Source organism: Actinoplanes sp. HUAS TT8 (assembly GCF_051380535.1).
Taxonomy (GTDB): Bacteria; Actinomycetota; Actinomycetes; order Mycobacteriales; family Micromonosporaceae; genus Actinoplanes.
In genome coordinates this window covers 9,037,150-9,063,754 of the sequence record NZ_CP195646.1, presented here as the reverse complement: position 1 = coordinate 9,063,754, position 26,605 = coordinate 9,037,150, and the positions used below count along the sequence as shown (strand labels likewise).

At 69.4% G+C, this 26,605-nt stretch carries 18 protein-coding genes; 7 read left to right on the top strand and 11 right to left on the bottom strand.

Going from position 1 to position 26,605, the window contains the following annotated elements:
• Positions 1-10: 10 nt before the first annotated feature.
• The 7 genes from ACSHV8_RS40285 to ACSHV8_RS40255 all read right to left on the bottom strand — a co-directional run bounded on the left by ACSHV8_RS40285 (position 11) and on the right by ACSHV8_RS40255 (position 12,069).
• On the bottom strand, positions 11-859 hold the full coding sequence (locus tag ACSHV8_RS40285) for a hypothetical protein (protein ID WP_436524798.1): 849 nt from the start codon (positions 857-859) through the stop codon (positions 11-13).
• Positions 860-872: 13 nt separating this feature from the next.
• Positions 873-4,802 carry an FxSxx-COOH system tetratricopeptide repeat protein gene (gene fxsT / locus ACSHV8_RS40280; RefSeq protein WP_436524796.1) on the bottom strand — a complete coding sequence of 1,310 codons (3,930 nt, stop codon included), beginning with the start codon at positions 4,800-4,802 and terminating at the stop codon, positions 873-875.
• A complete protein-coding gene (locus ACSHV8_RS40275) occupies positions 4,799-5,728 on the bottom strand; it encodes a hypothetical protein (protein ID WP_436524794.1) in 930 nt (309 codons plus the stop codon). The genes fxsT and ACSHV8_RS40275 overlap by 4 nt, the downstream gene beginning before the upstream one ends.
• A gap of 381 nt (positions 5,729-6,109) precedes the next feature.
• Positions 6,110-8,422 (bottom strand): FxsB family cyclophane-forming radical SAM/SPASM peptide maturase, encoded by a 2,313-nt coding sequence (locus tag ACSHV8_RS40270; RefSeq protein WP_436524792.1) that lies wholly within the window; start codon positions 8,420-8,422, stop codon positions 6,110-6,112.
• Positions 8,422-8,595 carry an FxSxx-COOH cyclophane-containing RiPP peptide gene (gene fxsA, locus ACSHV8_RS40265; RefSeq protein ID WP_436524790.1) on the bottom strand — a complete coding sequence of 58 codons (174 nt, stop codon included), beginning with the start codon at positions 8,593-8,595 and terminating at the stop codon, positions 8,422-8,424. The genes ACSHV8_RS40270 and fxsA overlap by 1 nt, the downstream gene beginning before the upstream one ends.
• Before the next feature lie 414 nt (positions 8,596-9,009).
• Entirely contained in the window at positions 9,010-9,864 is an 855-nt protein-coding gene (locus ACSHV8_RS40260) for a CPBP family intramembrane glutamic endopeptidase (RefSeq protein ID WP_436524788.1), read from the bottom strand.
• Between the two features lie 129 nt (positions 9,865-9,993).
• The gene (locus ACSHV8_RS40255) at positions 9,994-12,069 is read right to left on the bottom strand and encodes a S9 family peptidase (RefSeq protein ID WP_436524786.1); all 2,076 of its coding nucleotides are present in this window, start codon (positions 12,067-12,069) and stop codon (positions 9,994-9,996) included.
• Between the two features lie 129 nt (positions 12,070-12,198).
• Here ACSHV8_RS40255 and ACSHV8_RS40250 point away from each other — a divergent pair, with 129 nt between their 5' ends.
• Complete coding sequence (locus ACSHV8_RS40250; protein WP_436524784.1) at positions 12,199-13,326, top strand: FAD-binding oxidoreductase; 1,128 nt, start codon at positions 12,199-12,201, stop codon at positions 13,324-13,326.
• A 9-nt stretch (positions 13,327-13,335) separates the two neighbouring features.
• Here ACSHV8_RS40250 and ACSHV8_RS40245 read toward each other — a convergent pair whose 3' ends face one another.
• Genes ACSHV8_RS40245 through ACSHV8_RS40235 form a run of 3 tightly spaced genes read right to left on the bottom strand, consistent with a single transcriptional unit; the run spans position 13,336 to position 16,627 of the window.
• A complete protein-coding gene (locus tag ACSHV8_RS40245; RefSeq protein WP_436524782.1) occupies positions 13,336-13,950 on the bottom strand; it encodes a dihydrofolate reductase family protein in 615 nt (204 codons plus the stop codon).
• A 55-nt stretch (positions 13,951-14,005) separates the two neighbouring features.
• A complete protein-coding gene (locus ACSHV8_RS40240; RefSeq protein ID WP_436524780.1) occupies positions 14,006-14,569 on the bottom strand; it encodes a dihydrofolate reductase family protein in 564 nt (187 codons plus the stop codon).
• A 9-nt stretch (positions 14,570-14,578) separates the two neighbouring features.
• Positions 14,579-16,627, bottom strand: a complete 2,049-nt coding sequence (locus ACSHV8_RS40235; protein WP_436524778.1) for a SpoIIE family protein phosphatase — start codon at positions 16,625-16,627, stop codon at positions 14,579-14,581.
• A gap of 147 nt (positions 16,628-16,774) precedes the next feature.
• On the opposite strand from ACSHV8_RS40235, the gene ACSHV8_RS40230 reads away from it, so the two are divergent.
• The 5 genes from ACSHV8_RS40230 (at position 16,775) to ACSHV8_RS40210 (ending at position 24,691) form a co-directional block, all read left to right on the top strand.
• Positions 16,775-21,163: a HAMP domain-containing protein gene (locus ACSHV8_RS40230; protein ID WP_436524776.1), complete on the top strand. Its 4,389-nt coding sequence runs from the start codon at positions 16,775-16,777 to the stop codon at positions 21,161-21,163.
• 49 nt (positions 21,164-21,212) lie between these two features.
• Positions 21,213-21,761, top strand: a complete 549-nt coding sequence (locus ACSHV8_RS40225; protein ID WP_436524774.1) for a response regulator — start codon at positions 21,213-21,215, stop codon at positions 21,759-21,761.
• Between the two features lie 90 nt (positions 21,762-21,851).
• On the top strand, positions 21,852-23,351 hold the full coding sequence (locus ACSHV8_RS40220; RefSeq protein WP_436524772.1) for a pectate lyase: 1,500 nt from the start codon (positions 21,852-21,854) through the stop codon (positions 23,349-23,351).
• A gap of 60 nt (positions 23,352-23,411) precedes the next feature.
• Positions 23,412-23,915 carry a SigE family RNA polymerase sigma factor gene (locus tag ACSHV8_RS40215; RefSeq protein WP_436524770.1) on the top strand — a complete coding sequence of 168 codons (504 nt, stop codon included), beginning with the start codon at positions 23,412-23,414 and terminating at the stop codon, positions 23,913-23,915.
• Complete coding sequence (locus tag ACSHV8_RS40210; protein ID WP_436524768.1) at positions 23,912-24,691, top strand: hypothetical protein; 780 nt, start codon at positions 23,912-23,914, stop codon at positions 24,689-24,691. The genes ACSHV8_RS40215 and ACSHV8_RS40210 overlap by 4 nt, the downstream gene beginning before the upstream one ends.
• A gap of 122 nt (positions 24,692-24,813) precedes the next feature.
• Here the strand turns inward: ACSHV8_RS40210 and ACSHV8_RS40205 are convergent, their stop codons facing one another.
• The gene (locus ACSHV8_RS40205) at positions 24,814-25,140 is read right to left on the bottom strand and encodes an STAS domain-containing protein (RefSeq protein ID WP_436524766.1); all 327 of its coding nucleotides are present in this window, start codon (positions 25,138-25,140) and stop codon (positions 24,814-24,816) included.
• Between the two features lie 123 nt (positions 25,141-25,263).
• Between ACSHV8_RS40205 and hemL the strand changes: the two genes are divergently transcribed.
• On the top strand, positions 25,264-26,601 hold the full coding sequence (gene hemL / locus ACSHV8_RS40200) for a glutamate-1-semialdehyde 2,1-aminomutase (protein WP_436524765.1): 1,338 nt from the start codon (positions 25,264-25,266) through the stop codon (positions 26,599-26,601).
• The last annotated feature ends 4 nt before the right edge of the window (positions 26,602-26,605 follow it).

The window sequence follows — 26,605 nt, the reverse complement described above, 5'->3', positions numbered from 1 at the left end:
CGGCCGACAGTCATCGGCCGGGTCGGCTCAGGGACAGGTCAGCGCGGGCCAGCAGCGGCTGTATCTCACTGGCGAACGCCTGCAGTTCGGCACAGAGCTGAAGCAGGTGGTCGATGCTGTGCAGGTGATGGATCGCGGCGTTGCGCAGCCGGGTGGCCCGGTTGGCGGTAGGTACGCCGCCTCGGGCGAACTCCTGGTAGCCGGCCGCCATGGTCTGCCGGTGGTGTCGCAACGCGGCCTCGATGTCGTTCCAGAGCCGTTCGAACTGGGCGGCCTGGGTGGTCTGCTCGCCGTTGCGGACGATTTCGCCGAACAGCGCCCGGAGCTGGTTCCCGTCGATCCGTAGCGGGGTCACCACCCGCTCGTAGAACAGCCATTGCTGGCTGTCCATCTGGGCCTGCAGCAGATGAGCCGACTCGACCGCGGCGTCCGGGTCGGCGAGGCCACCGTTCACGATGCGTACGGCCGTCACGAAAGCGTTGGTGCTGTCGGTCACCTCCTGGACCAGTTCCTGGACATATTCGCTGGTGGTGTGGGCCGAGGTGGTCAGCTGTTTCAGTGCCGCGGCGTACCTGGCCTCCAGGCGGACTCGTTCGAGTTCTTGCACCTGGTAGTCGGCCAGCCTGGCAATGATCACCAGAGCCGCCGGCAGCGCGAACAGCCCGCAGATCAGCTCGGAGATGATGTTCGTGGTGAACTGCAGACCACCCCACCAGTTCCGGGCGTCGGCCACACCCGACAGGATCACCGCCACCAGCGCGACGGTCCAGACCGCGTAGGCGAATCGGCGGAGCACCGGTGGTGCGGTCTGCCAGGCCGTTCGTATCAGCGACGTGATGGTGCTTTCCGAGTTCGCCATGGACGCCCGCCCCCTAGAACTGGTGAGGATCGATGAGTCGATACAGGTAGCGGCGCCTGTCGAGCCCGCTCACGATCGGATGCGTCGCGCCGAGCCGGACGATGACGCGCTCCCGGAGAGCGGCGAGACGGTCGTCGGCCGCTTCGGTGCCCAGCGCGTCCTCGACGAGGGCGAGGTTCGCCTCGAAACGGAAGGTGTTGGGGTGTTCCGGCCCGAACACCCGGCGAATGCCCTCGCCGATCGAGAGCAGCGTCTCCCGGGCCGTCACCGGGTCGGTGCCGCCCGCTTCGGACGGCTCGGCCTCGCAGATTGCCAGGTTCATCTGCGCGGAGAGAGTGTACGGATGCTCCGGACCCAGCACTTCGGACAGTCGCTCCACTGTCGGCCTGATCCACTCGCGTGCCGCGTCGAGCCGGCCGAGCTGGCGTTCGGCGATCGCCAGGTCATTCATGCAGACCAGCGTGTACGGGTGCCGATCGCCGAGCCGACGTTTCCAGAACTGGAGGATGGCCAGCAGTTCCTCCACCGCCTGATCGCCCTCACCCGCGCTGAGCAGCGTGAGCGCTCGGCTGAACCGGCAGGCCACGGTCTCCGGGTTGTCGGCGCCGAACAGTTCGAGCAGCCGGGTGTACGCCTCTTGATGTAGTTGCCGGGCCTCGTTGATCCGGCCGAGACTGCGCAGCGAGACCGCGTAGTTCGACTTGGTGGTCAGTGTCGACCGGGAGTCCGGCCCGCGGGTACTGACCAGGTGGCCCAGTGTCTGCTTCAACAGTGCGGCCGAGCGTTCGAAGTCGCCGGCATCACGCCAGTCGCGGGCCAGGCAGGCCGCGGTGCCGAGAGTCCAGAGATTGGTCTCTCCGTTCACCTCCTGGCGGCGCTCCCAGGCTTCCTTGTCGTGTTCGCTGGCCTCCCAGAAACGACCCATCAGCCGGTACGACACCGCGAGATTGTTCCGGGCCGCCAGCGTGCGCGTGTTGTCCTCGCCGTACAGATCCTGCCAGGCGCGATAGGTTTCGATGTCGAGCTTGAGTGCTTCCGGATAACGTCCGAGTCCTCGCAGATCGGCGGCGTAGCTGCCCCGGGTCATCAGTGTGTGCGGGTGCTCCGGCCCGAGCAGGCGCACCTGCTCGGCCAGCACCTCCTCGTCCACCTGCCGGGAGAGCTCGAACTCGCCCAGATCACGCAGCAGGTTGGCGAGGTTGAAGCGGAGCTGGAGCAACTGCCGCAGCAGGGTCGCGGCCTGCCTCGGGTCGGTGATCGTGGTGAGTTGCTGCTCCCAGATCCGGGCGACTCGCTCCGACCGGCCGCGGCCGGTCACCGGGTCGGCCTGAACGTAGTACCAGCGGACGCGGTCGATGATCAGCTGGCGGACGGATTCGTCGGTGCTGTGCTCGGCGTCCGAGGCATCCAGGTGTGGCCAGAGCAGGCGGAACCGCGGCCAGTACTGCGGGTCTTCGACTTCGCCCTCCGGCCGGGCCTTGGCAAGTACCTGGTGTACCTCCAGCCGGGCCTGGATGAGCTCTTCCTCGGTCATCCGGTCGCGGACCACGTTCTGCACGACGCGGTGGATGAGGATCCGCCCGCTGCGCTCGCCGTCGCCGGAGGAGGACGGCCGCTGGTCCAGGCGCAGCAGCGCCAGCCGGTTGATCTGCTGGATCAGCGAGCCACGCAGCAGCCGTTCGGAGAGCGCCGGGTTGTACGCCTTGAGGTACTCCGCCATCTGATCGCTGAAGACCAGGTCGAGCGGGATCTCCGGAGCCAGCACGCTGCAGAGCTGGAACAGCCGGTACGCCGCGTGGTCCCGTTCGCGCAGCCGGTTCAGCGACAGGTCCCAGGTCCGCGCGATCGGCCGATCGGTCATGGCGGTGAGGACGGCGCTCGGCCCTTCCTCCTGGATCAGCCGGAGGTAATCGCTGACCGCGGTGTGCGTCTCGTCGAGCCAGGCCGCGGCCGCCGCGACCGCGATCGGCAGGTCGGCGAGCTGCTCGGCGACCAGGTCGGCGTCCCCGTGGCCGATCGCGTCGACGCGCTGCACCAGGTGCTCGATGCTTTCGTCCCGGGTGAACACATCGACCTCGAACGGCTGGGTCTGCTCACCCCACGCCTTGTTCCGGGAGGTGATCAGGACGTGTCCGGGGCCGTGTGGCAGGTAGGTGCGGACCGCATCCGGTTCGTCGGCGTTGTCGAGGATCAGCAACCAGCGCCGCTTGCCCCGGCTGAGTTCCTGCACGACGGCGCGGGCATAGTCCGGCCCGGACTGCTCGGACATCAGGTTCAGCCGGCCGCCGAGGTCACGCAGCGAACCCTGCAGGCTCTCCTCGGTGTCGGCGTTCAGCCAGGCCACCACGTCGTATGCGGCCCGGTAGCGATGCGCGTACTCCAAGGCCATCTGGGTCTTGCCGACGCCACCCATGCCCTGCAGGGCGATTGCCTGGGTGCCGAAGAGCACCACGGCCGAACCGGACCGCAGCTGTTCGCGGAGGGCGCGCAGCCCGGCCTCGCGCCCGGTGAAGCGGGCGTTACGGGCCGGCAGGTTGACCACCAGGTCCGGCTCATCGCCGGGGTAGCGCGGGGCGCCGGCCAGCACGCCGTCCAGGTCGCCGGCGGGCCGGCCGATGAGCTCCAGGATCTGGGCGGCCGCCGCGGCCGAGCCGAGTCCGGTGATGAACCGCGAGTGCTCCGCCGGGATGCTGCGCCATTGGGTGATGTCGGCGGTGTAGATCGCCCGAACCTCGGGCTCGATACCAGGAATGCCCGGTGCGCCCGAGAACTGGGCGATCCCTTCCGCCCGGGAAATGATCTTCAGGTGCTGGACGTTCCCCGACGGCAGGTCCGGGATGTCGCCGCCGACGGCCGCATTCACCACCCGGAAACCACCATTGGAAAGTACGTGCTCGACCCACTCCAGCCACACTTGATCGACGCTGGCCCCGGAGAGCTGCACCGCGTCGGCCTCGGAGAACACTTTGCGCTCGAATCGAGGGGCGACCTGTCGGCGCAGGGTCGGGTTCATCGGTGGCATCGACGAGACTCGGCCGCCGGTAATGTGCGAGGCCAGGGCCTCGTACGAGCTCAGCAGCGTGCCGCTCGCGCCGGGCTCGTCGCCGAAGGTGGCCAGCGTCTCCTCGTATGCGTAATACGCCCGGTAGGGCACCTCGACACTGAGCCAGTACGCCCGGCGCTCGTCTTCGTGAAGGCCGCTCGGTAGGTCGGCGAACTCCCGAAACGCGACGGCCCGGCCGGCATCGGCCTTGCCCTTCTCGGCCGGGTCCACCCGCATCGGCACCGGTAGCACCCGGATGTCGCGGACGCTGTGCAACTGCCGGGCCATCCTGGCTGCGCCCTCGATGCCCTGGTCGCTGAAGGTGAAGCAGTCCACCAGCACGTCCGGCAGGTGGCTGGTGCAGATGCCGGCGATGTCACTGTGCCCGGTCCGGCTGTCGATCAGCGTGAAGTCGTACCGGTCCTTCATGTCGGCGCGCATCGCGTCGAAGAAGCGACCGCCACTGCCATCGCCGTTCTGGTAGAAGTCGTCCCAGTTGATGTTGGTGAGGACGCCCTCGTACACCGGGTTCTGCTGGCCGGCCGAGAGGAAGTCCAGGGTGCCGCCCTCCGGAAAGTGGTTCCAGTTCAGCGACGAGGAATGCTGCTGTACCGCCGCGTATCCACCGACCTGGGCCGGGTCCCATCCGGGCTTGGAGGAGTCCCATTCGTACAGGTTGATCATGTCGACGATGCCCCGCGTGCTGGCCAGCAGGCGGGGGTCCATGAACGGGTGGAAGAAACGGTGCAGGCCGGGGGACTCGAGGTCCCAGTCGACCGCGAGCACCCGGTATCCGTTCGCGGCCAGGATCCAGGCGACGTTGGCCAGCGCCATGGTGCGTCCGGTCCCACCCTTGTACGAGTAAAAGGTGACGACCTGTCCGTTGCGGCCCCTGGTCATCGCAGGTCCTCCCACGGTCTGCTCGTTTGCCGTCGGTGCATGAAGTTGCGGCGTGCCTTGGCGACCGCCTCGACGACGGCTCGCTGGAACTCCCGATCGTTGCGGGCGACCTGCACGCCGTTGGGGGTGAGCGTCCGCGCTTCGGCGGCCAGCTCGTGGGCCCGGGCGGCGTGGTCGGCGTGATCCGGCGCGATCACCATCACCACCGTCATCCATGGGGGGATGGTGCGTAATACCTGTTCGGCCGCGGGCCGGCTGAGCGGGTCGTCGAGCACCCAGGAGTCGAGCAGCAGGACGCCGGCCGCCTCGTGGAAACCGTTGGGTGAGGCCGGCATCGCCATCCCGAGCAGGATTTCCGGCAGCAGGGAGAGTCGCTGGGCCGCGTCCTTGGCCCGCTCGATCAGCGAGCCGGTGCCGAACGGTGACCAGTCGGGCCCGCGCCGGTCGGCCCGGACCACGGTGATCAGGAAGCGCACCTCGGGCGCGCGATCCAGGATCGGCGGCTCGGGGCGGGCGAAGAGCCAGAGCGGTGGCCGGTCCGGGTTTTCGGCGGCGGATACCAGGCGGTCGGCCAGCTCCTCGACGATCCGTTTGAGTTCCGCCGTGTACGCGTTGAGCCGGCAGATCGAGGCCATGCCACAGTCCAGGTACTCCTGAACCGAACTACCCAGCGAGGTGGCCTGGGCCAGGCCGTTCACCCTTCGCGCGGGCAGGTGCGCCTCCCAGAGCACCGGGTGCACGAAGGGCAGCGTGGTCGGGTCACCGATGCGGTAGAGGCGGTCGCCGAAGTCGGGCGGCGGGTCGTGCAGGAATTCGCGGGTGTAGAGCGGAACCAGCACCCGTACTCGAGGGAGCCCGAGGTCGAGTGCGCGCAGCGCCTCGCCGGCGGTGGAGAAGTAGAGCGAGCCAGGACGTAGGCCGGGCATCGGTGCGGCACGACTCTGTACTTCGAGGCTGAGCCGGTGATAAAACGCCTCGACCCACTGATTCGGAGTCGAGGTTCGCGCGTATATCAGCGCAAAGTAGAGATCGGGCGCGGCCACGATCAGCTCTCCTCAGCGGGTACGTCCACTTCGATCCCCGATCCGGTCGCCTCCCTGGGGATTCAGAGTAGTTGGCCGACTCCACTCTGTCATCGATCGGCTTCCCTGCCTGGTCAGTGACGGCTTGTGCGACCTACTCCATGGTCCGGACAGGCTGATCCGGGGGTACCGGGCGACGCACTTTCTCCGTGCGGCGGCGAGAAGTTGAACGACGGCGCTGAGGCGATCCGGCGTGTCAGGTCGAAGGCAGATCGCTCTGGGCGGTCAGAACTCCCAGGCTTGCGCCGCGGCGGCCACCTGGTCGACGAAGTCTGTTCCCAGGGGGGTGAGTGCTCCGGAAGCGCGAAGTGCGGCGATCGCGTCGGTGGTCCAGCGGCGGTACATCGGGTACAACTCGGCGGCGCGCGGGTCGGAGCCGAGCCGGGTCCGCCATACGTCGGCGACCGCGGCGTGTGCGTACACACCCTGTAGCGCGGCCTCGACCGGCCTCGGCTCCGGCTTCCAGCCCACCGTGATCCGCGCGTCCGAGTTCCGGTCGTGCAGATCGTAGAGGTCGAGCAGCGCACCCAGTTTTGCGTGCTGGAACTCGTGCACGAGCAGGACGGCCAGCTCGGCCGGACCGACCAGAGCGGCGGCCATTGAGCCGAACGCGTCCATGGCGGTGGCCGCCCGCTGCTTGCCCGCCGGGTCGGCCTCCAGCGGCATGATGACGTGCAGTCCGGCCCGTAATGCCGGGGCATATCCGGGAAGGTCGGCGGTGATCAGGCGCCACGCTGCGGTCAGCGAGTCTCGCCAGCGGGCGATAGCCGCGTCGCCGAGCCGGCCCGCTGGGGTCCAGCCGTGGCAGTCCCGGGCCGGGTCGCCGTCCTCGATCCGGACGCTCCAGCCGTCCACCGTGATCCAGCGAGTCGGCTGCCAGGTCGGGGAGGCGCCGGGTTGGGCCAGGTCGACCGTGATCGTCCGGTCGTCCGGGCCGGTGAGCCAGAGTTTTCCCCGGTCCACGGTGATCCGGGCTCGGGCCGTGGTCTCCTCCGGCCAGTAGAGGGTGCCGAGCGTGGGTAGCGTGACCACGCCGCGGTTGATCCGCACCTCGGTCTCGATGCGCATGTCGGCGTGCACGCCCGCCGCGGCGGCGAGGCCACCCAGGTAGGGCATGCCGGCCGGGTCCTCGGTGCGCAGCATCCCGACCGCCCAGGCCCGCACGTACGGATGCGCCAGCACGCGCCGCACGGCCTCCGGGTTCTCCGCCTCCACCTCGGCCAGCGACTCCCATCCGGGGGTCGGGCCGTGCTGGTCGATCGTTGCCGAGACCAGGGCGCGGGTGACCGAACGCTGCTGCTCGGCCAGCCAGGTGATTGTCGCCTCGTCGCCGAAGCCGGAAGCGAGCTGGGCGATCACCTCGGCGGCACTGGTCTCCTCCGGCTTGCGGCCAGCGTTGTGCATCCTGCTCTCCTCATTGGTCCTCTCGATGAGGACCCGCAGGTCAGGGCAGTAGACGGACGGGTTCGCGAAGTCATGACCGCTGCGGTAGCGGTGTGCGTAGAGCCCGCCGGCGCACTGGCTGACCACCGGACAGGATCGGCAGATGTCGCCCAGGTTCTGGATGCTGTTCTGGCGTACCGCGATCGGCTGCAGCCGGGAAAGGTCATCGACGGTGTGCGTGAGTACGCTCAGGCCGGTCGCCGGCGCCCCGTCGTAGGCGGTCTTCATCGAGTCGGCTTGCTCGTAACTGCCATCGGTCTCGATGACCGCCAGGTCGACAGCATCGGCCCCGAGCTGTTCGCTGCCGCTCGGGCCGCCTCGCGCGGTGGAGTGCAGACCCTCGAAGAGGCGGATCCGCATCGGACGGTCATCTGCGAGCCAGCGCCGGTGGATGACGGAGAGCCAGTCCGCGTACGGCGTGTGCCGATCCCCCGGGCGGTACGGCGGATCGTCCCAGGTGGCATGCGGCAGCAGGAAGTCGATGTGCGGCGGGCGCTCAGCCAGCAACGCTTCGTAGACCTGGTCGGGTGGGTTGCGTATGTCGACGGTGCAGAGGATGCCGGCATACAGCTCGCGATATTCCGGGCGGCGCAGCAGCGCGAGCGCGGCGCGGACCTGATCGAAGCTGCTGGCGCCGTTCGCGAACCGCCGGTGTCGATCGTTGGCCGCTCGATCACCGTCGAGTGAGATGCCCACCCGGACGCCGTGCCGCTTGAGCACGTCGCCCATCGCCGGGTTGAATCGCACGCCGTTCGTCTGCATCATCAAGGAGAGCTGGGTCACCGCCTCGATCGGCGCGCGGACCCGGGCGATGAGTTCGTCCAGCCGGGCCGGCCCGAGCAACAGCGGCTCACCGCCGTGCAGGACGACTCGGACGTGGGAGAGATTCCAGGCCTCGGCATGCTCGGCGATCCGCCGGGCGGCGGCTCGGGCCACGTCCGGAGTCATGGCCTTGGGTTTGGATCGCCAGCTCTGGTCCGCGTGTTCATAGATATAGCAGTGATCGCACGAGAGGTCGCACCGGCCCTGAACCTTCAACACGAACTGGCTCAGCGGATAAGCATCGCCGGCCTTGCCGCCGGCCGGCCCGGGCATCAGTGTGCTGACTGAAACGCGGCGACGTCCAGTCGCCGGAGCAAAGACTCCTTGTCCACGATCCGCCGCACCACCCGATCGGCATCCTCGGCTCGGATCTCCCGGAGCGGGGCGTTCTTGATGGTGGCCAGCGGCCCGACCAGAGTGTCCATGGTCGCGACTTCGGTGTTCACGATATCTCCAGCTTGTATGAAGGTTCGAGTCTCGCGGCCGGTCACGCTGTCGTTCAACGAGAGCTGGGCCGGCTGGATTCGGTTGGGTCTCGTATGCGACGTCGACTGCCTGCGTCGACACGAGTGCCGCCGAAGTCTGCGCCACCCGTCATCGTCGCACAGTCCCTCCAACCCGACGCTCAGGTTGAGAAGAATCAGGCGCCGATGTTATAGATTCAACGAGTTGGGCGAAATAGTTTGAACGCTTGTGCTTCCCCTGGGTGAGGGCACAGGACGAATAGTCTGACTGTAATTTACGAATCGTGATGTTCCGGTTACGTCTAGCCGATGTTCCGGTTTCGAAAACGAGCTGGCGCGGAAAGCGCCGAGGCCGCCTCGCGTCGGGTGACGGGAGACGGCCTTCGTGGGGGCGGCTCAGCGCCAGGTGCCCTGCTTCCGGGCCTTGCGGACCAGGAGGTAGGCGGCCGCCGCGCCGGTCAGGACGGCCCAGATGCTGGCCTCGGGGCCGAAGGTGCCGCCGCTGAAGATGGCCAGGCCGTGGGGGGAACCGGTGAACAGGCCGCCGACGGTGGTGTCGGAACCGGAGACGGTGGCGCCGAAGATGCCGGATTCGGCGAAGTTCCAGCCCAGGTGGATGCCGATGGGGAGCCAGAGGCTGCGGGTGGCCGCGTAGGCGGCGCCGGCCAGCAGGCCGCCTTCGATGGCGATGGCCAGTGCGCCCCACAGGGAGGCCTGCGGGTTGAGCAGGTGCAGGCCGCCGAAGGTGAGGCCGGAGACGATCAGGGCGACCAGGCTGCCCCAGCGTTCCTCGATGATGCGGAACAGGACGCCGCGGAAGAGGATCTCCTCGATGGTGGCGACACCGAGCATCATGCCGAAGGTGCCGATCATGGCCCAGAACGAGCCGCCGTGCAGGCGGTAGGCGTTGGTCATGAACATCAGGGCCAGGGTGAGGACGAACAGGCCGGCGCCGATCAGGGTGCCCTGGATCAGTTGCGGCCGCAGCGTGGCCCGGCTGATCTCCGGGGTGGCGCGTCCTTCCAGCCAGGAGACCAGTTTGGCGTACGCGAACAGGGCGATCACCATCGTCGCGACGCCGGCCAGGATGCCGGTGATCGGGTTCTTCGCGGCGGTCGTCAGCAGCGGTGTGAACAGGGATTCGAACACCGCGAAGACGACGAGCAGGAACACCAGCCGGGCGGCGAGCGGGCGCAACCAGCGCGGCGGCGCGGAGCGGGTGGGCGGGGCCGCGGAGATTTCGTCGCTCATCGTGTCCTCCTCTGTGAGCTGCGGGAATGTCCCGCTTCGACAGGGAGAACACTAGGGAGATCGATGACCGCGATAGTCACCCTGAAGTGAGCAATCCGGGGTCCCCCGCGTGGGGGACCCCGGCCCGGCTCAGACGCCCGCGGTGTCCAGGATCCAGGCGAGGACGAACGCCTCTTCCTTCCACGAGTCGTAGCGACCGCTCGGGCCGGCGTGGCCGGCGCCCATCTCGGTCTTCAGCAGGAACTGGCCGTCGGGGGCGACCGCGCGCAGGCGGGCGATCCACTTGGCCGGCTCGTGGTAGAGGACCCGGGTGTCGTTGAGGCTGGTCACCGCGAGGATCTTGGAGTACGGGAGTTTCGCGACGTTCTCGTACGGGCTGTACGACTTCATGTACGCGTAGACCTCGGCCGACTCCAGCGGATTGCCCCACTCCTCCCACTCGGTGACGGTGAGCGGCAGGGACGGGTCGAGGATCGAGGTCAGCGGGTCGACGAACGGGACTTCGGCGACGATGCCGGCGAACGATTCCGGCGCCAGGTTGGCGACCGCGCCCATGAGCAGGCCGCCGGCCGAGCCGCCCCGCGCGACCAGGCGATCGGCGCTGGTCCAGCGGTTGCGGATCAGGGCTTCGGCGCCGGCCACGAAGTCGGTGAAGGTGTTCTTCTTGGCCAGCATCTTGCCGTCCTCATACCACCGGCGGCCCATTTCGCCGCCGCCGCGGACGTGCGCGATCGCGAAGACCACGCCGCGGTCCAGCAGGGAGAGGCGGGCGATCGAGAAGTACGGGTCGATGCTGTGCTCGTACGACCCGTAGCCGTACAGCACGGCCGGGGCGGAACCGTCGCGCACGACGCCCTTGCGAGCCACGATCGACACCGGGATGCGGGTGCCGTCCGGAGCGGCCGCCCACTCGCGGAACTGCTCGTAGTCGGCCGGGTCGTAGCCACCCAGCACCGGCTTGCGCTTGCGCAGCGTCATGGTGCGGGTGACCAGATCGACGTCGTAGACCGAGTCGGGCACGACCAGGGACGTGTAGGTGATCCGGACCGAGGCGGTGTCGTACTCCGGGTTGCCGCTGAGGCCGACGCTGTAGAGCGGCTCGGGGAACTCCATGTCGTAGGCGTCGGTGCTGCCGTCGCCCATCACCCGCAGGCCGGTCAGACCATCCGTACGCAAAGAGATCACGATGTGCCGGGCGAACGCGTCGACCGATTCGAGCCGGGTGCCGGGCTGATGCGGAACCAGCTCGACCCAGTCGCCGGGGGCGTCGACCGACGTGTAGGCCAGTGCGAAGTCCTCGGCGTCCCGGTTGTGCAGGATCAGGAACCGGTGTCCGTGGTGCTCGATCTGGTACTCGACACCCTGCCGGCGTTCGGCGATGAGCACCGGATCGGCTTCCGGGGTGTCAGCCGGAATGATCCGTACCTCAGAAGTGATTTTGCTCTGGGCGTCGATGACGATGAACTTCTCACTGCGGGTGAGCTCGACGCCGACCCAGAAACGCTCGTCGGCCTCGTGGTAGACGACCGCGTCCTCCCGGGAGGACTGGCCGACCACGTGCCGGTGCACCCGGTCGGGGCGCCAGGCCTCGTCGACCGTGATGTAGAACAGGGCGCTGCCGTCGGCCGACCAGGCGGTGCCGTAGAACGTGTCCGGGATCTCGTCGACCAGCACCTCACCGGTGCGCAGGTCCTTGACCCGGAGGGTGAAGCGCTCGTCGCCCTCGAAATCGGTCGAGTAGGCCAGCCAGTTACCGTCCGGACTCACGTCGAACGTGCCGAGCGCGAAGAAATCCTTCCCGTCGGCCAGCACGTTGCCGTCGAGCAGCACTTCCTCGCCGGGGCGGGCGTCGCCGGTCGGCGGGTCGGACTCGCCCGCGCGGACCGGGACACGGCACTGGATACCGTACTGCTTGCCCTCCTCGGTGCGGGTGTAGTACCAATACCCACCCTTGCGGCTCGGGACTGACAGGTCGGTTTCCTGCGTGCGGCCCTTGATCTCCTGGAATACCTTTTCGCGCAGGTCGGCGAGGTGCGCGGTGGCCGTATCGGTCCACGCGTTCTCCGCCTCCAGGTAGGCGATGGTGGCCGGGTCCTCTTTGTTCATGAGCCAGGCGAACTCATCGGTGACCGTGTCGCCGTGGTGGGTGCGCTCGGAGGGGTCCTGGCGGGCCGTCGGTGGGCCGGCGGGCGATTCGGTCGTCACCGTGACCACGTTACCGGCGGATTGGTCCGGGATGAGTTTCTTACACACCTGGACCTCGGTCATTCGAACATGTGTACGATGTGCCAGAGTGGACGATCTTCAGTCCGGTCTGGTGGGGAGGCTGCGGACGTGACTGATTCCCTTCTCGATGCGCTCGTGGACATCTGCGGCCCCGACTTCGCGCGACGAGCGCGGTCGGTGGACCAGGTGGGCGGGGAGCGTGCGGGCTATGTCGCGCTGCCGGCCACCGGTCCGGCCGCCGCGGCCACGCTGCGTCTGGCCGCGGCGGAAGGGCTCAGCGTCCGGGCGCGAGGCTCCGGCAGCAAGATCGACTGGGGCCGGCCACCGGCCGGGCTCGACATCATCGTCGACACCGGTCGCCTCAACGGCATGTGGCACCACCAGGGCTCGACCGCCACGGTCGCCGCCGGGACGCCTGTTTCCGCTGTTCAGGCCGCTCTGGCGCTGCAGGGCCGGCGGCTCGCGGTGGATCCGCCGTCGCCCGGCACGACGGTCGGCGGAATGCTGGCGGTCAACGAGGCCGGGCCGCTCGCGCACCGGTTCGGCAGCCCGGCGGAGCAGACCGAGAGCGTGACGTTCGCCGAGGCCACCGGCGCCGAGCGCGAGACCGACGGGGAGAACGGGCGGCCCGGCATCGCCGAGATCGTCGGTGTGATCACCTCGGCCACGCTGAGGGTCGAGCCGCTGCCCTCGGCCCGCCGCTGGGTGGGTCGCTCGGTGCGGACCCCGGCCGGGGTGGCCGAGCTGGTCCAGCTGGCGGTCGAGCAGAGCCTGGAGCCGAGCGCGATCGAGGTCGACCTGCCGGGCGCGGCCGACGGCACGGTGGCGGTGCTCCTGGAGGGTGACGCATCGTCGGTGGACGGGCGCGCGGCGAAGCTGGCCCAGGTCTGGGGCGCCGAAACCGTCCTGGCCGAGCAGGGTCCGCCCTGGTGGGGGCGGTATCCGTTCCGCGCCGGGGACGTCTCGATCCGCATATCCGTGCGGCCCGAGGGTCTGCAGGCGGTGACCTACGCGCTGCGGGATCTCTGTGGGGCGCCGGTGCCGTTGCGCGGGTCGGCCGGGTTGGGCACGGTGCACGCGGTCCTGCCGGCCGGTCTGCCGGCCCCGCGGGTGCGCGACATCGTCGACGGGGTGGAGCAGGTGCTGCTGGCCCGCGGCGGCAAGGTCGTGGTGGTGTCGGCGCCGCCCGCGCTGGCGGCGGAGCTGGAGATGGCCGAGCCTCAGGACCTGTTCTGACGCCGATCGTCAGAAGGCGGCCGGGAGCAGGGTGGCGGTCTCGGCGGCCAGGTGGCGGCCCATCCGGGCGACGTCGCCGACCGCGTAGGTGAGGTAGGCGAACTGGCCCACCTCGCGGACCCCGGTCAGGATCAGCTCGTCGACGTGGATGCGGTGCCGGAGCATCGGGGTGCCGGCGCCGAGGACGGCCGGGGCGATGCCCAGGATGATCTCGTCGAGCAGGCCGTGCTCGGCGAACTGGGCGACCAGGTCGCCGCCGCCGGCCAGCCAGACGTTCTTGCCCTGGGCGGCGACGAGCATGGCCTCGTGGACCCGGCGGACATCGCCGCTGATCATGAACACGTTGGCGTCCGGGACCGGCGGGAGGTCGCGGTGGGTGAAGACCCAGCAGGGCACGTCGCCGTACATGTCGTGCCAGTTCTGCGGCTCTTCCAGCAGGTTGTCGTTCTCCAGCACCCACTCGTAGGTGGTCGCGCCCATGGCGAACGCCCCGACGCCGGCGAAGAACTCGCCGAACGGGTTCTCGGTGCCCTCGTCGACCTCGAAGAGCCAGTCCAGCGAGTTGGTCTCGTCGGCGATGTAGCCGTCGATGCTGGTGGCGGTGTAGTACTGCGTCTTCGCCATGCCAACACCATGCCACGGCGACGGCGACAAAAAGGGCAGATCGACTGACCTGGGATCAGGCGACGGGCGGGCCGACCGCGTACCTCAGATTGGCGAACTGTCCGAGCCGGCTGACCGAGGTCAGACTGAGGCGCTTCGACGTGAGCCGCCGGGGCAGCACCGGGGCGCCCGCGCCGAGCGTCGCCGGGGCCACACCGAGGATGATCTCGTCGAGCAGCCCGGCGTCGGCGAACGAACCGACCAGTTCACCGCCGCCGACCAGCCACACGTTCTTGTCGCCGGCCGCGGTGGTCATCGCCTCGTGGACGGGGGCGACTTCACCCCGTACAAAATTGATGTTGGCCCCTGGAATGCGCGGCAGCTCACGGTGAGTGAAAATCCAGGCCGGAGTGTCGCCGTAAGGCGACAGCCACTTCTCCGGTTCCTCGACCGCGTTCTCGTGCGCGAGCACCCACTCGTAGGTGGTCGAGCCCATCGCGAACGCTCCGACCTCGGCGAAGAAATCGCCGAAGGGGTTCGCGTCGCCACCGTCGTCGACCTCGAAGAGCCAGTCCAGCGAGTTGTCCTCGTCGGCGATGTACCCGTCGATCGTGGTCGCGGTGTAGTACTGAGTCGTCATCCACCCACCTCAGGCGTCGTTGCGCAGCACCAGGATCGCGATGTCGTCGCGCGGTTCCTCCACCGAGAAGTTGATCGTGGTGGACCGCAACCGGGCCGCCATCGCGTCGGCCGGATAGCCGGCCAGGGGCGCGGCCGCGTCGTGCAGCCGGGCCGAACCGAAGAGTTCCCGCCCGCGGCGACGCTCGGTCACCCCGTCGGTGTAGAAGATCAGCGAGTCGCTCGCGAAGAGCGTGATCTCGGCGGCCGGAGACGTGATCGTCTCCAGGAGACCGAGCGCCGTGCCGCCCTCGCCGACGAACGTCGTCCGCCCGTCGCCGCGCACCAGCACGGCCCGGTCGTGCCCGGCCAGGTGCAGGCAGACGCGCAGGCCGGCGTCGGGCTGGCGGGTCACCGAGGCCATCGCGAGCGTGCAGTAACGCCCGCCGCCGCGCTGCACGAGCGTGCGGTTGACCCGCTGGAGAATCTCCTTGAGCGACTTCCCGTCGTCGACCAGGATCCGGATCACGTCGCGGACCAGGCCGGTCACGGTGGCCGCCTGCACGCCCTTGCCGGAGACGTCCCCGACCACGACCAGCCAGCGGTCCTCGCCGAACGGCATCACGTCGTAGAAGTCGCCGCCGACCTCGGAACCGGTCGGCACGTATTCCGCGGCGAAGCCGATGCCCTCGACGTGCGGCAGCGCCGGGGGCAGAAGAGAGGCTTGGAGCGTACGAGCAACCGTGCGCCGCTCGTCGTGGATGCGCGCGTTGTCGATGGCCAGCGCCGCCCGCCGGGCCACGTCCTCCAGCACGGCCACCTCGTCGGCGTCGTGCCGGTGCTTGGCGTGCCGTCCGACCGCCAGCGTGCCGAGCCGCGCGCCCCGGGCCACCAGCGGCACCGCGAACCCTTCGAGCGGCGCCCCGAACATCACCTGGGTGCCCAGCCGGGACGCCTCCTCCAGCCGGGCCAGTATCGACTCGGGCCCGGACTCGGCCAGCGTCGCGTGCAGGTTGGCCAGCGCCGACTCCTCGGCGTGGGTGGCCGCGGCCAGCTGCAGCCGCCCCCACGCGTCGGTGGTGTGGACCGCGCACCACTGGCCCAGCCGGGGCACCACGAGCTGCGGGATCAGCGCCATCGTGAGGTTGACGTCGAGGGACTGGGCGAGCAGCTCACTGGCCTCGGCCAGGAACGTGATCCAGGTGGCCCGGCGCACGTCGGCCCGGCGCAGGCGGTCGTTCTCCAGGTGCAGCGAGAACCGCTCGGCGACCATGACGGCCAGGGCCTGCGCGTAGCCGACCGGGGCCGCGTCCAGCTCCAGCTCGCCCGAGTACGGCCGGTGGACGCTGAGCGGGACGCGGATCGTGTCGGCGTTGTCGCGCGGGGCCCGGCCGTACCGCGCCAGCAGCTGCCGCCCCATGCCGTCGCCGCGGTCGACCCGGAGCACGCCGCCGGCCGCGCCGGTCAGCCGGGCCAGCCGGGAGAGCAGGTCGGCCGCGAGGTCGGCGAGCCCCTCGTCGGTCTGCCGGTCGGAGCCGCTGCGCAGCAGCCCGGTGAGCGCGCCCAGGCTCGGCGCGTCGGCCGGGGCCGGGATCCGCGAGCCCTCGGCGCCTTCCGGCACGTGGTGGTCGAGGTGGAACCAGACACCCTTGCCGTCGCCCTCGTGCACGGTGCCCCAGCGGCTGGCGAAGTGGTCGACCAGCAGCAGGCCACGCCCGCGCTCGGCCACCTCGCCGATGTCCGGGCTCTCGTTCTTCGGCCCGACCGCGAGCTGCTCGACCGGCCCGGGCGCGAAGTCGGTGACGGTCACGGTCAGCCCGGTCGGGTCGGCCGTGACCTCGATGTCCAGGTCCGTGTTGGCATGCACGACCGCATTGGTGGAGAGTTCGGTGGTCAGTAGGAGGGCCTCGTTGAGCAGGCCGTCCAGCCCCGCTTCCTCCAGCACCGAGCGGACCAGGGCCCGTGCCGCCGCCGGGGTGCGCCGGTCGTTGGGCAGGCGAGCCCGGCGTACGAGGGTGCCGGACGTCGCTCCCGACGGGATGCTCGTCCTGGTTCCTACCTCGGCTGGCACAGCATGCATCCTCTCCCGTGGGTGGGTGTATGCACAAAGTCGTCTCTCGCATTGACCCGGTCGGGCGAGAGAGGATAGGTACCCCCGGCGGCGAGATTTTGTTCAGGATGGCCCAGGTCCTGAACGAACCTCAGTTGGACAGCGAGTGAGGACAGCATGACTGCGGCCAAAGAAGCCAGCGTCGGCGGGCCCGACGAGACCGTTCTGCTCGGTGAGCTGGCCGACGCGTTGCGGCGGGTCCGGCGCGGCGATCTCAAGGTCCGTCTGCCCCGGCGCGGTGGCGCCGCCGGTGCCGTGGCGGAGGCCTTCAACGAGGTCATCTCGCTGCAGGAACGGCAGAATCTCGACCTCCGGCGGATAAGCCGGATCGTCGGGCGTGACGGCCGGCTGACCGAGCGGCTGGACGAGGAGGGCCTGGACGGCTCGTGGGCGGACAGCGTCCGCTCGATCAACTCCCTGATCGACGACCTGGGCCGCCCGACCACGGAGATCTCCCGGGTCGTGGGCGCGGTCGCCGAGGGCGATCTCTCCCAGCACATGGCGTTGGAGATGGACGGTCGCCCACTGCGGGGTGAATTCTTGCGGATCGGCCGGACCGTGAACACGATGGTCGACCAGTTGTCGTCGTTCGCCGACGAGGTGACCCGGGTGGCCCGCGAGGTCGGCACCGAGGGTGAACTGGGCGGTCAGGCCGACGTGCGCGGCGTGGCCGGCACCTGGAAGGACCTCACCGACTCGGTGAACACGATGGCCTCCAACCTGACCCATCAGGTGCGCTCGATCTCGCAGGTGGCGACCGCGATGGCCCGCGGCGACCTGTCGCAGAAGATCACCGTCTCGGCCCGCGGCGAGGTCGCCGAGCTGGCCGACACGATGAACGGGCTGACCGACACCCTGCGGCTCTTCGCCGAGCAGGTCACCCGGGTGGCCCGCGAGGTCGGCACCGAGGGCAAGCTGGGCGGCCAGGCCGACGTGCCGAACGTGGCCGGCACCTGGAAGGACCTCACCGACTCGGTGAACTCGATGGCGTCCAACCTGACCAGTCAGGTGCGGAACATCGCCCAGGTCTCCACCGCGGTGGCCAAGGGCGACCTGTCGCAGAAGATCACGGTGGCCGCCCAGGGCGAGATCCTGGAGCTCAAGGACACCGTGAACACGATGGTGGATCAGCTGTCGTCGTTCGCCGACGAGGTGACCCGGGTGGCCCGCGAGGTCGGCACCGAGGGCCGGCTCGGCGGTCAGGCCCAGGTCCGCGGCGTCTCCGGCACCTGGCGCGACCTGACCGAGAACGTGAACCAGCTCGCCGCCAACCTGACCGCCCAGGTGCGGAACATCTCGCAGGTCTCCACCGCGGTCGCGAAAGGTGACCTGTCGCAGAAGATCACCGTCGACGCGCGCGGCGAGATCGCGGAGCTGAAGAACACCGTGAACACGATGGTCGACCAGCTGTCGTCGTTCGCCGACGAGGTGACCCGTGTCGCCCGTGAGGTCGGTTCCGAGGGCAAGCTCGGCGGACAAGCCCAGGTCAAAGGCGTTTCCGGTACGTGGCGAGACCTCACCGACAACGTCAACTACATGGCCTCGAACCTGACGAGTCAGGTTCGGAACATCGCCTCGGTCACCACGGCCGTGGCCAAGGGTGACCTGTCGCAGAAGATCACGGTCGACGCCCGCGGCGAGATCCTGGAGCTCAAGTCCACTGTCAACACGATGGTCGACCAGCTCTCGTCGTTCGCCGACGAGGTGACCCGGGTTGCCCGTGAGGTCGGCACCGAGGGCAAGCTCGGCGGTCAGGCGCAGGTGCGCGGCGTGGCCGGCACGTGGCGCGACCTGACCGACAACGTCAACTCGATGGCGTCGAACCTGACCGGTCAGGTGCGGAACATCGCGCAGGTCTCGACCGCGGTCGCCAAGGGTGACCTGTCGCAGAAGATCACGGTCGACGCCCAGGGCGAGATCCTGGAGCTGAAGAACACCGTGAACACGATGGTCGACCAGCTCTCGTCGTTCGCCGACGAGGTCACGCGCGTGGCCCGCGAGGTCGGTTCCGAGGGCAAGCTCGGCGGTCAGGCGCAGGTGCGCGGCGTGGCCGGCACGTGGCGCGACCTGACCGACAACGTCAACTACATGGCCTCCAACCTCACCGCCCAGGTGCGGAACATCGCGTCGGTGACCACGGCCGTGGCCAAGGGTGATCTGGGGCAGAAGATCACGGTCGACGCCCGCGGCGAGATCTTGGAACTCAAGAACACCGTGAACACGATGGTCGACCAGCTCTCGTCGTTCGCCGACGAGGTGACCCGTGTCGCCCGTGAGGTCGGTTCCGAGGGCAAGCTCGGTGGACAAGCCCAGGTCAAAGGCGTTTCCGGTACGTGGCGAGACCTCACCGACAACGTGAACCAGCTCGCCTCCACCCTGACCATCCAGCTGCGCGCGATCGCCGAGGTCTCCACCGCCGTGACCCGCGGTGACCTCACGCAGAGCGTCGCCGTCGAGGCCCAGGGCGAGGTCGCGGAGCTGAAGGACAACATCAACCGGATGATCGTGACGCTCCGCGACACCACCAAGACCAACGCGGAGCAGGGCTGGCTCGACTCGAACCTGGCCCGCATCGGCGGCCTGCTGCAGGGTCAGCGGGACGTCGGCGAGGTCTGCCGCATGATCATGACCGAGGTGACGCCGCTGGTCGACGCCCAGCTCGGCGCGTTCTTCCTGGTCGACAACGAGGAAGCGGTGACCCGTCTGCGGCTCGCCGCGGCGTACGGCTACGTCGCCCGCGACCACGAGGTGACCTTCGGCCCGGGCGAGGGCCTGGTCGGCCAGGCCGCGGTGTCGCGCCGCACGATCCGGGTGCGGGCCACCCACGACGGCATCCTGACCATGCGCTCCGGGATGCTCGCCATGCCGCCGAACGACCTGGTGGTGCTGCCGGTGCTGTTCGAGGGCGAGATGCTCGGCGTGATCGAGTTCGCGTCGGTGGCCACGTTCTCCGGGCTGCACCTGACGTTCCTGGAGCGGCTGGTCGCGACGATCGGGGTCGCCCTCAACACGATCCAGGCCAACCGGCGTACGGAGGAATTGCTCGCCCAATCGCAGCGCCTGGCCCGCGAGATGCAGGACCAGTCGGCCGAGCTGCAGCGGACGAACGCCGAACTGGAGGACAAGGCGAAGCTGCTCAGCGAGCAGAAGGCCAACATCGAGCTGAAGAACCGGGAGATCGAGCTGGCCCGGCTCGGCCTGGAGGAGAAGGCGCAGCAGCTGTCGCGGGCCAACACGTACAAGTCCGAGTTCCTGGCCAACATGAGCCACGAGCTGCGGACCCCGCTGAACTCGCTGCTCCTGCTGGCCCGGCTGCTGGCCGACAACAGCGACCGGAACCTGACCGACAAGCAGATCGAGTTCGCCAAGACCATCCACAGTGCCGGTACCGACCTGCTGTCGCTCATCGACGACATCCTCGACCTGTCGAAGATCGAGGCCGGCCGGATGGACGTCGAACCGGACGTGGTCGACTTCGACGGCATCCGCAGCTACGTCGAGCAGGCGTTCCTGCCGCAGGCCGAGGAGAAGGGCCTGCGCCTTGAGGTCGAACTGGCCCCCGACCTGCCCGACTCGATCGTCACCGACCCACAGCGGCTCCAGCAGATCCTGCGCAACCTGCTCTCCAACGCGGTCAAGTTCACCGACAACGGTGCGGTGACGCTGAGCATCTTCGCCGCGTCCCGGGAGACCGACCTGGACGTGCCCTCGCTGGTCTCGTCCCGGCAGGTGGTCGCGTTCGCGGTGCGCGACACCGGCATCGGCATCTCGGACGAGAAGCTGGCGATCATCTTCGAGCCATTCCAGCAGGCCGACGGCACCACCACCCGGAAGTACGGGGGCACCGGCCTCGGCCTGTCGATCAGCCGCGAGTTCGCGGCCCTGCTCGGCGGCACGATCGCCGTCCGTTCGGTGCCGAACGAGGGGTCGATCTTCACGCTCTACATGCCGGAGGCGCTGACCAGCGACACGATCCCGATGCCGGCCCTGCCGTCGTCCCCGGCCAAGGCGGTGTCGGTCCGTCCGATGTCCTCCTCACTGGACATGCCGCTGATCGAGCGCCCGCGACCGGAGGAACCGGCGCCGGTGCACCCGGCCGGCCGGCAGTTGGACGGCGCCACCGTGCTGATCGTCGACGACGACGTACGGAACGTGTTCGCCCTGACCAGCGCCCTGGAGATGCACGGGCTGCACGTCCTCTACTCGGACAACGGGGTGGACGGCGTACGCATCCTGAACGAGCATCCTGAGGTGGACATCGTGCTGATGGACGCGATGATGCCGGACCAGGACGGCTACGAGACCACGCGGGGAATCCGGCGCAATCAGCGTTTCCGGGACCTACCGGTAGTGTTCCTTACGGCGAAGGCGATGCCCGGTGACCGGGAGTCGGCTCTCGCCGCCGGCGCGAGCGACTACATCACCAAGCCGGTCGATCTGGACGAGCTGATCGAGATGATGGCGCGCTGGGTGAACGCGGAGACCACGGAACCGGAACGCGGCTGAGATCGTCTACATGACGAGAGCCGCGGCGGAAGGAACGAGGTGAGCACGCGTGGGTGAGCGCGCCAAGGCACTGCTGGTCGACGACCGGCGGGACAACCTGCTGGCCCTGGAGGCGATCCTGCAGGGCCTGCCGGTGACCCCGGTCGCCGTCGAGAGCGGCGAGGCCGCGCTCAAACAGCTGCTCACCGACGATTTCGCGGTGATCCTGCTGGACGCGCACATGCCCAACATGGACGGTTTCGAGACGGCCAGTCACATCAAGCGGCGGGAGCGGACCCGGCACGTGCCGATCCTGTTCCTCACCGCAGCTGACCGGGACGCCCAGCTGGCCCTCCGGGGTTACGCGGTGGGCGCGGTCGATTACCTGACCAAGCCGTTCGATCCGTGGGTCCTGCGCGCCAAGGTCTCCATCTTCGTCGAGCTCTGGACGAAGAATCAGCAGCTCAAGGCCCAGTCCGAGGCGTCCCGGGAGCGGGATTCGCAGTGGGCCCGGCTGACCGAGACGGTCGACGAGGCGGCCCGGGTGCTCCGGGCCGGCGGTGACGACGCGGCCACCGAAGCGCTGGCGCTGCTGGAGAAGGCCCGCTGGGGTAACTAGCCGGATGTGACCTAGGTCACTCTGGGCAACGAAGTTGATCGCCCGCACCACAAGCGGTCGAAGCCTTCGTCCCCAGGAGCTAGGAGCAACATGCGGCACGCACACCCCGACGACGCCATGGCCGCGAGCCGTCGTCGCCGCCGGATGATCACGGGCCTCGGCGCGGCCGGAGCCGCCGGTGCGGTCACCGCGCTCGTGGCCGTCCTCGTCCCCAACGCGTCGGCCGGCAGCGCCCTGTTCAGCGACGACTTCGAGAGCGGGGCGACCGGCTGGTCCAAGTCCGGCGGCACGTGGTCGGTGGTGACCGACGGCTCGAAGGTGTACTCCCAGTCCAAGGCCGACAGTGAGCTCGCCCGGGTCTTCGCCGGCGAGACCTCCTGGAGCGACTACTCGGTCCAGGCCAAGGTCAAGGGCGTCAGCCTGGGCAGCGCCGGTCTGGCCGGCATCGCGGCCCGGGCCGGCAGCTCCTCGACCATGTACCGGCTGGCCGTGCTCGGCACCGGCAAGGCCGAGCTGCAGGCGGTCAAGGGCAGTGCGGTCACGGTGCTCGGCTCGGCGACGCTGAGCAGCGCCACCGCCTGGCACACGCTGCGCATCGACGCCTCCGGAACCACGATCAAAGGCTTCCTCGACGGTACGGCCATTGCCACCGCGACCGGCACGCTGACCGCGACCGGGCGGATCGGCCTGGTCACGGCCAAGGCGTCGGCCGAGTTCGACGACGTCTCGGTCAACCCGGTGACCGCCGCGACCGCCACCACCTCCCCGAGCGCCACCAAGTCGGCCACCGCGTCCCCGACCGCCTCCCCGAGCGCGTCGAAGACCGCGACCGCCTCGCCGAGCGCCACCAAGACCGCGAGCGCGACGCCGACCGCGACCACGTCGACCTCCGGTTCCACCTCCGCGACGGCGGCCTGGCCGACCGCGACCGGTTCGAAGGCGGTCACCGCGACCATCGAGGTCAAGACCAGCCTGGACGGCGGCAACGTCCGCTACTTCGGCAGCGGCGCCCTGGGCACCGACTCGCAGGACGAGGACCAGGGCCCGCTCTTCGAACTGGCCGACGGCGCCACCCTGTCGAACGTGATCCTCGGCGACCCGGCCGCCGACGGCGTGCACTGCCTCGGCTCCTGCACCCTGACCAACGTGTGGTGGGAGAACGTCGGCGAGGACGCCGCGACGTTCAAGGGCGGCACCTCGGCCGTCTACACCGTGAACGGCGGCGGGGCCAAGGGCGCCGACGACAAGGTCTTCCAGCACAACGGCGGCGGCACCCTGACCATCAAGAACTTCCAGGTCAGCGACTACGGCAAGCTGTACCGCTCGTGCGGTAACTGCAAGACCCAGTACAAGCGCTCGGTCGTCGTGCAGAACGTGGTCGCCACCGGCAAGGCCAAGGCGCTGGTCGGCATCAACACCAACTTCGGCGACACCGCGACGCTGTCCGGCATCACCGTGGTCGGCGCGCCGACGCTGAAGGTCTGCGCCAAGTTCAAGGGCAACAACACCGGGGCCGAGCCGACCGAGATCGGCGACGGCGCGGACGGCGTCAACTGCAAGTTCTCGGATTCCGACATCACCTTCAAGTGATGTCAGGTGGCCGCTGGATGCCAGTCCGGCGGCCACACCCGATCCCCCTGAAGGGTCCCGATGCGCGACGCCGCCTACCACGCGTACTTCGAGAGTCACTACGACTCGTTGTCGCGGCTGGCGTACCTGATGGTCGGGGACGCCTCGGCCGCCGACGACCTCGCCGCGGACGCGATGACCGAGGTGTGGCGGCACTGGGACCGCGTGCAGTCGGCGGACGACCCCGCCGCGTACGGGCATGGGATCTTGATGAATGTCGCCCGGAATTGGATCCGCCGGCGCAGCCGGGAGCGCCTGTTCTCCCTGGAGGTCCTGAAACGGGCGCCGGAGTCGGACGTCCCGGTCGTCCTGGACGTCCGGCGGGCCCTGGCCAAGCTGCCCCATCGGCGGCGGGCCTGCGTGGTCCTGCGATACGCGTTCGACATGTCCGAGCGTGAGGTCGCCACCACCCTCGGGATCTCCGAGGGCGCGGTGAAGAGCGCGACCTCGCGCGGAGCGAAACAACTGGCCGAGATGCTCGGTGGAAGTCTGGCCCGGATCAACGGATGGGAGGCGGCGGCGTGATGCTCACCGACGACGAGCTGCGCGCGGTTCTGCGCGCCGAGGCGGCGGCCCACCAGCCCGACCGCGCCGTGATCCTGAACCGGGTCACTCAGACCGCGATGCGGAACCAGGCGGCGCGACGGCGCGCGCCCCGGGTCCGGATCGCCGGAGCGGCGGCGGCCGTGGCCGCCGTCATCGGGGGCGGCGGTTTCGCCCAATGGGCACTGGCCGGCGGAACGGGATCCAGCCGGCCGACTCCGCCGCCCCCACCCGTCACCGCCACGGTCGCTCCGTCCGCGGCCGCGAGCGAGAGCGCCGCGCCGAAGCCCAGCCGGACCACGAAGAGCCAGAGCCACCGGCCGAGCCCGTCCTCGTCACCGTCGGTGAGCAGCGCTCCGCCGGCCGACACCACCGCGATGGGGCCGCTCTGGTCCGACGGGTCGGTCGACGTGGGCGGGAAGACGCAGGCCAGCAGCGTGGTCACGATCAAGACGAGCGAGTCGTTGACCGCTCTCGACGTGACCATCCGGGTGGCCAAGACGGCCGAGCTGGTGGGTCGGGGCGGCAGTCAGCAGGTGCCCGGCGCGAGCGTGAACAGCGCGGTCACCGAGGAGGCGGGCGCGCTGGTGTATCACTTCACGCTCTCGTCGGGGGACACGATCGTGCCCGGGACGTACACGTTCTTCGCCCGGTACACGTACGCGTCCGGCGGTCGCGATGCCGGCGCGGACACCTACTCCGCGGCCGCGACCAGCGGATCCGGGGCCCAGCTGACGGTCAGCGGCACCTTCGGCTGACACCGTTCGTCCACAGGCAGTCCCCGGGTTTGAGGCGTTGTCCACAGGCGACGCGATGCCTGAACCTGCGCCCAGGTTGCTGTGGCAGCATCGGGAGCGTGCCCGATCGGAACCGCCGCGGGTCAGGGGGTGGTGATCATGAGCGCCGACCGCAGGCCGGTGATGTCCAGCACCCGCATCAGGAAGTCACCCACGTTGGCCAGCGCCAGCACGGTCTGGTTGTGCTGCGCCTTGCGGCTGAGGACGACCAGCGTGCCCAGGCCCTGGGAGTCGCAGAACGTGACCCCGGCCATGTCGAGCACGATGCGGCCCGGCGGCTCGGCGGCGAGCACCTCATTCACGAGCGTGGACAGCTCGGTGACCGTGAGCACGTCGATCTCCCCGGCGAGCAGCATGGTTACCTCGTCCGGGGCGGTCTGAACCGTGATGGACAGCTCGGCTCGCTCCACGCGGCCAGCCTATCCTCTTGGGGGCGAATCGGCCCGTCCGGCGCGGTCGAACCGGGCCGATCCGGACATCATCCGGTGATGTGAACAACCCTCTCAACATAGGCGACCGTGCCCGCTGACAGAATGGGAACCGCTGTGACCACGACATATCCCACCGCGGATCTTCCGTACCCGGAGGACGCCCCGGTCTCCCAGGCCCTGTTCGACCGCGCCCAGGCCATCGTCCCCGGCGGGGTGAATTCACCTGTGCGGGCGTTCCGCGCGGTCGGTGGCACGCCGCGCTTCATGGCCCAGGGCAGCGGCGCCTGGCTGACCGACGTCGACGGCCGGCGTTATGTGGACCTGGTCTGCTCGTGGGGCCCGCTGATCCACGGTCACGCCCACCCCGAGATCGTCGCCGCCGTGCAGGCCGCGGCCGCGCTCGGCACCAGCTTCGGCACGCCCACCGAGGGCGAGGTCGACCTGGCCGAGGAGATCGTCCGGCGCACGTCGGTCCAGGAGGTGCGCCTGGTCAACTCCGGCACCGAGGCGACGATGACGGCGATCCGGCTGGCCCGTGGCTACACCGGCCGGTCGAAAGTGGTGAAGTTCGCCGGTTGCTACCACGGGCATGTGGACGCGCTGCTGGCCGCGGCCGGCTCGGGCGTGGCGACGCTGGGGCTACCCGACTCGCCCGGCGTCACCGGCGCGGCGGCGAGCGAGACGATCGTGCTGCCGTACAACGACATCGACGCGGTGACCGCCGCCTTCGCGCAGGACGGCGCCGAGATTGCGGCGATCATCACCGAGGCCGCCCCCGGCAACATGGGCGTAGTCACCCCGCGCGACGGCTTCAACCAGAAGCTGGCCGAGATCGCCCACGCCAACGGCGCCCTGCTGATCATCGACGAGGTGATGACCGGCTTCCGCGTCTCGGCCGGCGGCTGGGCCGGGCTGCACCCGGTCGACGCCGACCTGTTCACCTTCGGCAAGGTGATGGGTGGCGGCCTGCCCGCGGCGGCCTTCGGCGGCCGGCGGGAGATCATGTCCCGCCTCGCCCCGGCCGGCCCGGTCTACCAGGCCGGCACGCTCTCCGGGAACCCGCTGGCCTGCGCGGCCGGCCTGGCCTCGCTGCGGCTGGCCGACGCCGACGTCTACAAGCGCCTGGACGAGCTCGCCACCACGATCGGTTCGCTGGCCACCTCGGCGCTGAGCGCGGCCGGTGTCCCGCACCACGTGTCGTACGCGGGCAATATGTTTTCGATCTTCTTCACCGAGACCGCGGTTGTCGACTACGACTCGGCGAAGACGCAGGACGCCGCGGCGTTCAAGGCGTTCTTCCACACCATGCTGGCGCGGGGCGTCTACCTGCCGCCGAGCGCCTTCGAGTCGTGGTTCGTGTCGACGGCGATCGACGACGCGGCCCTGGAACAGATCGCTTCAGCGTTGCCATACGCGGCGCGAGCCGCTGCAGGGGAGTAAGGCG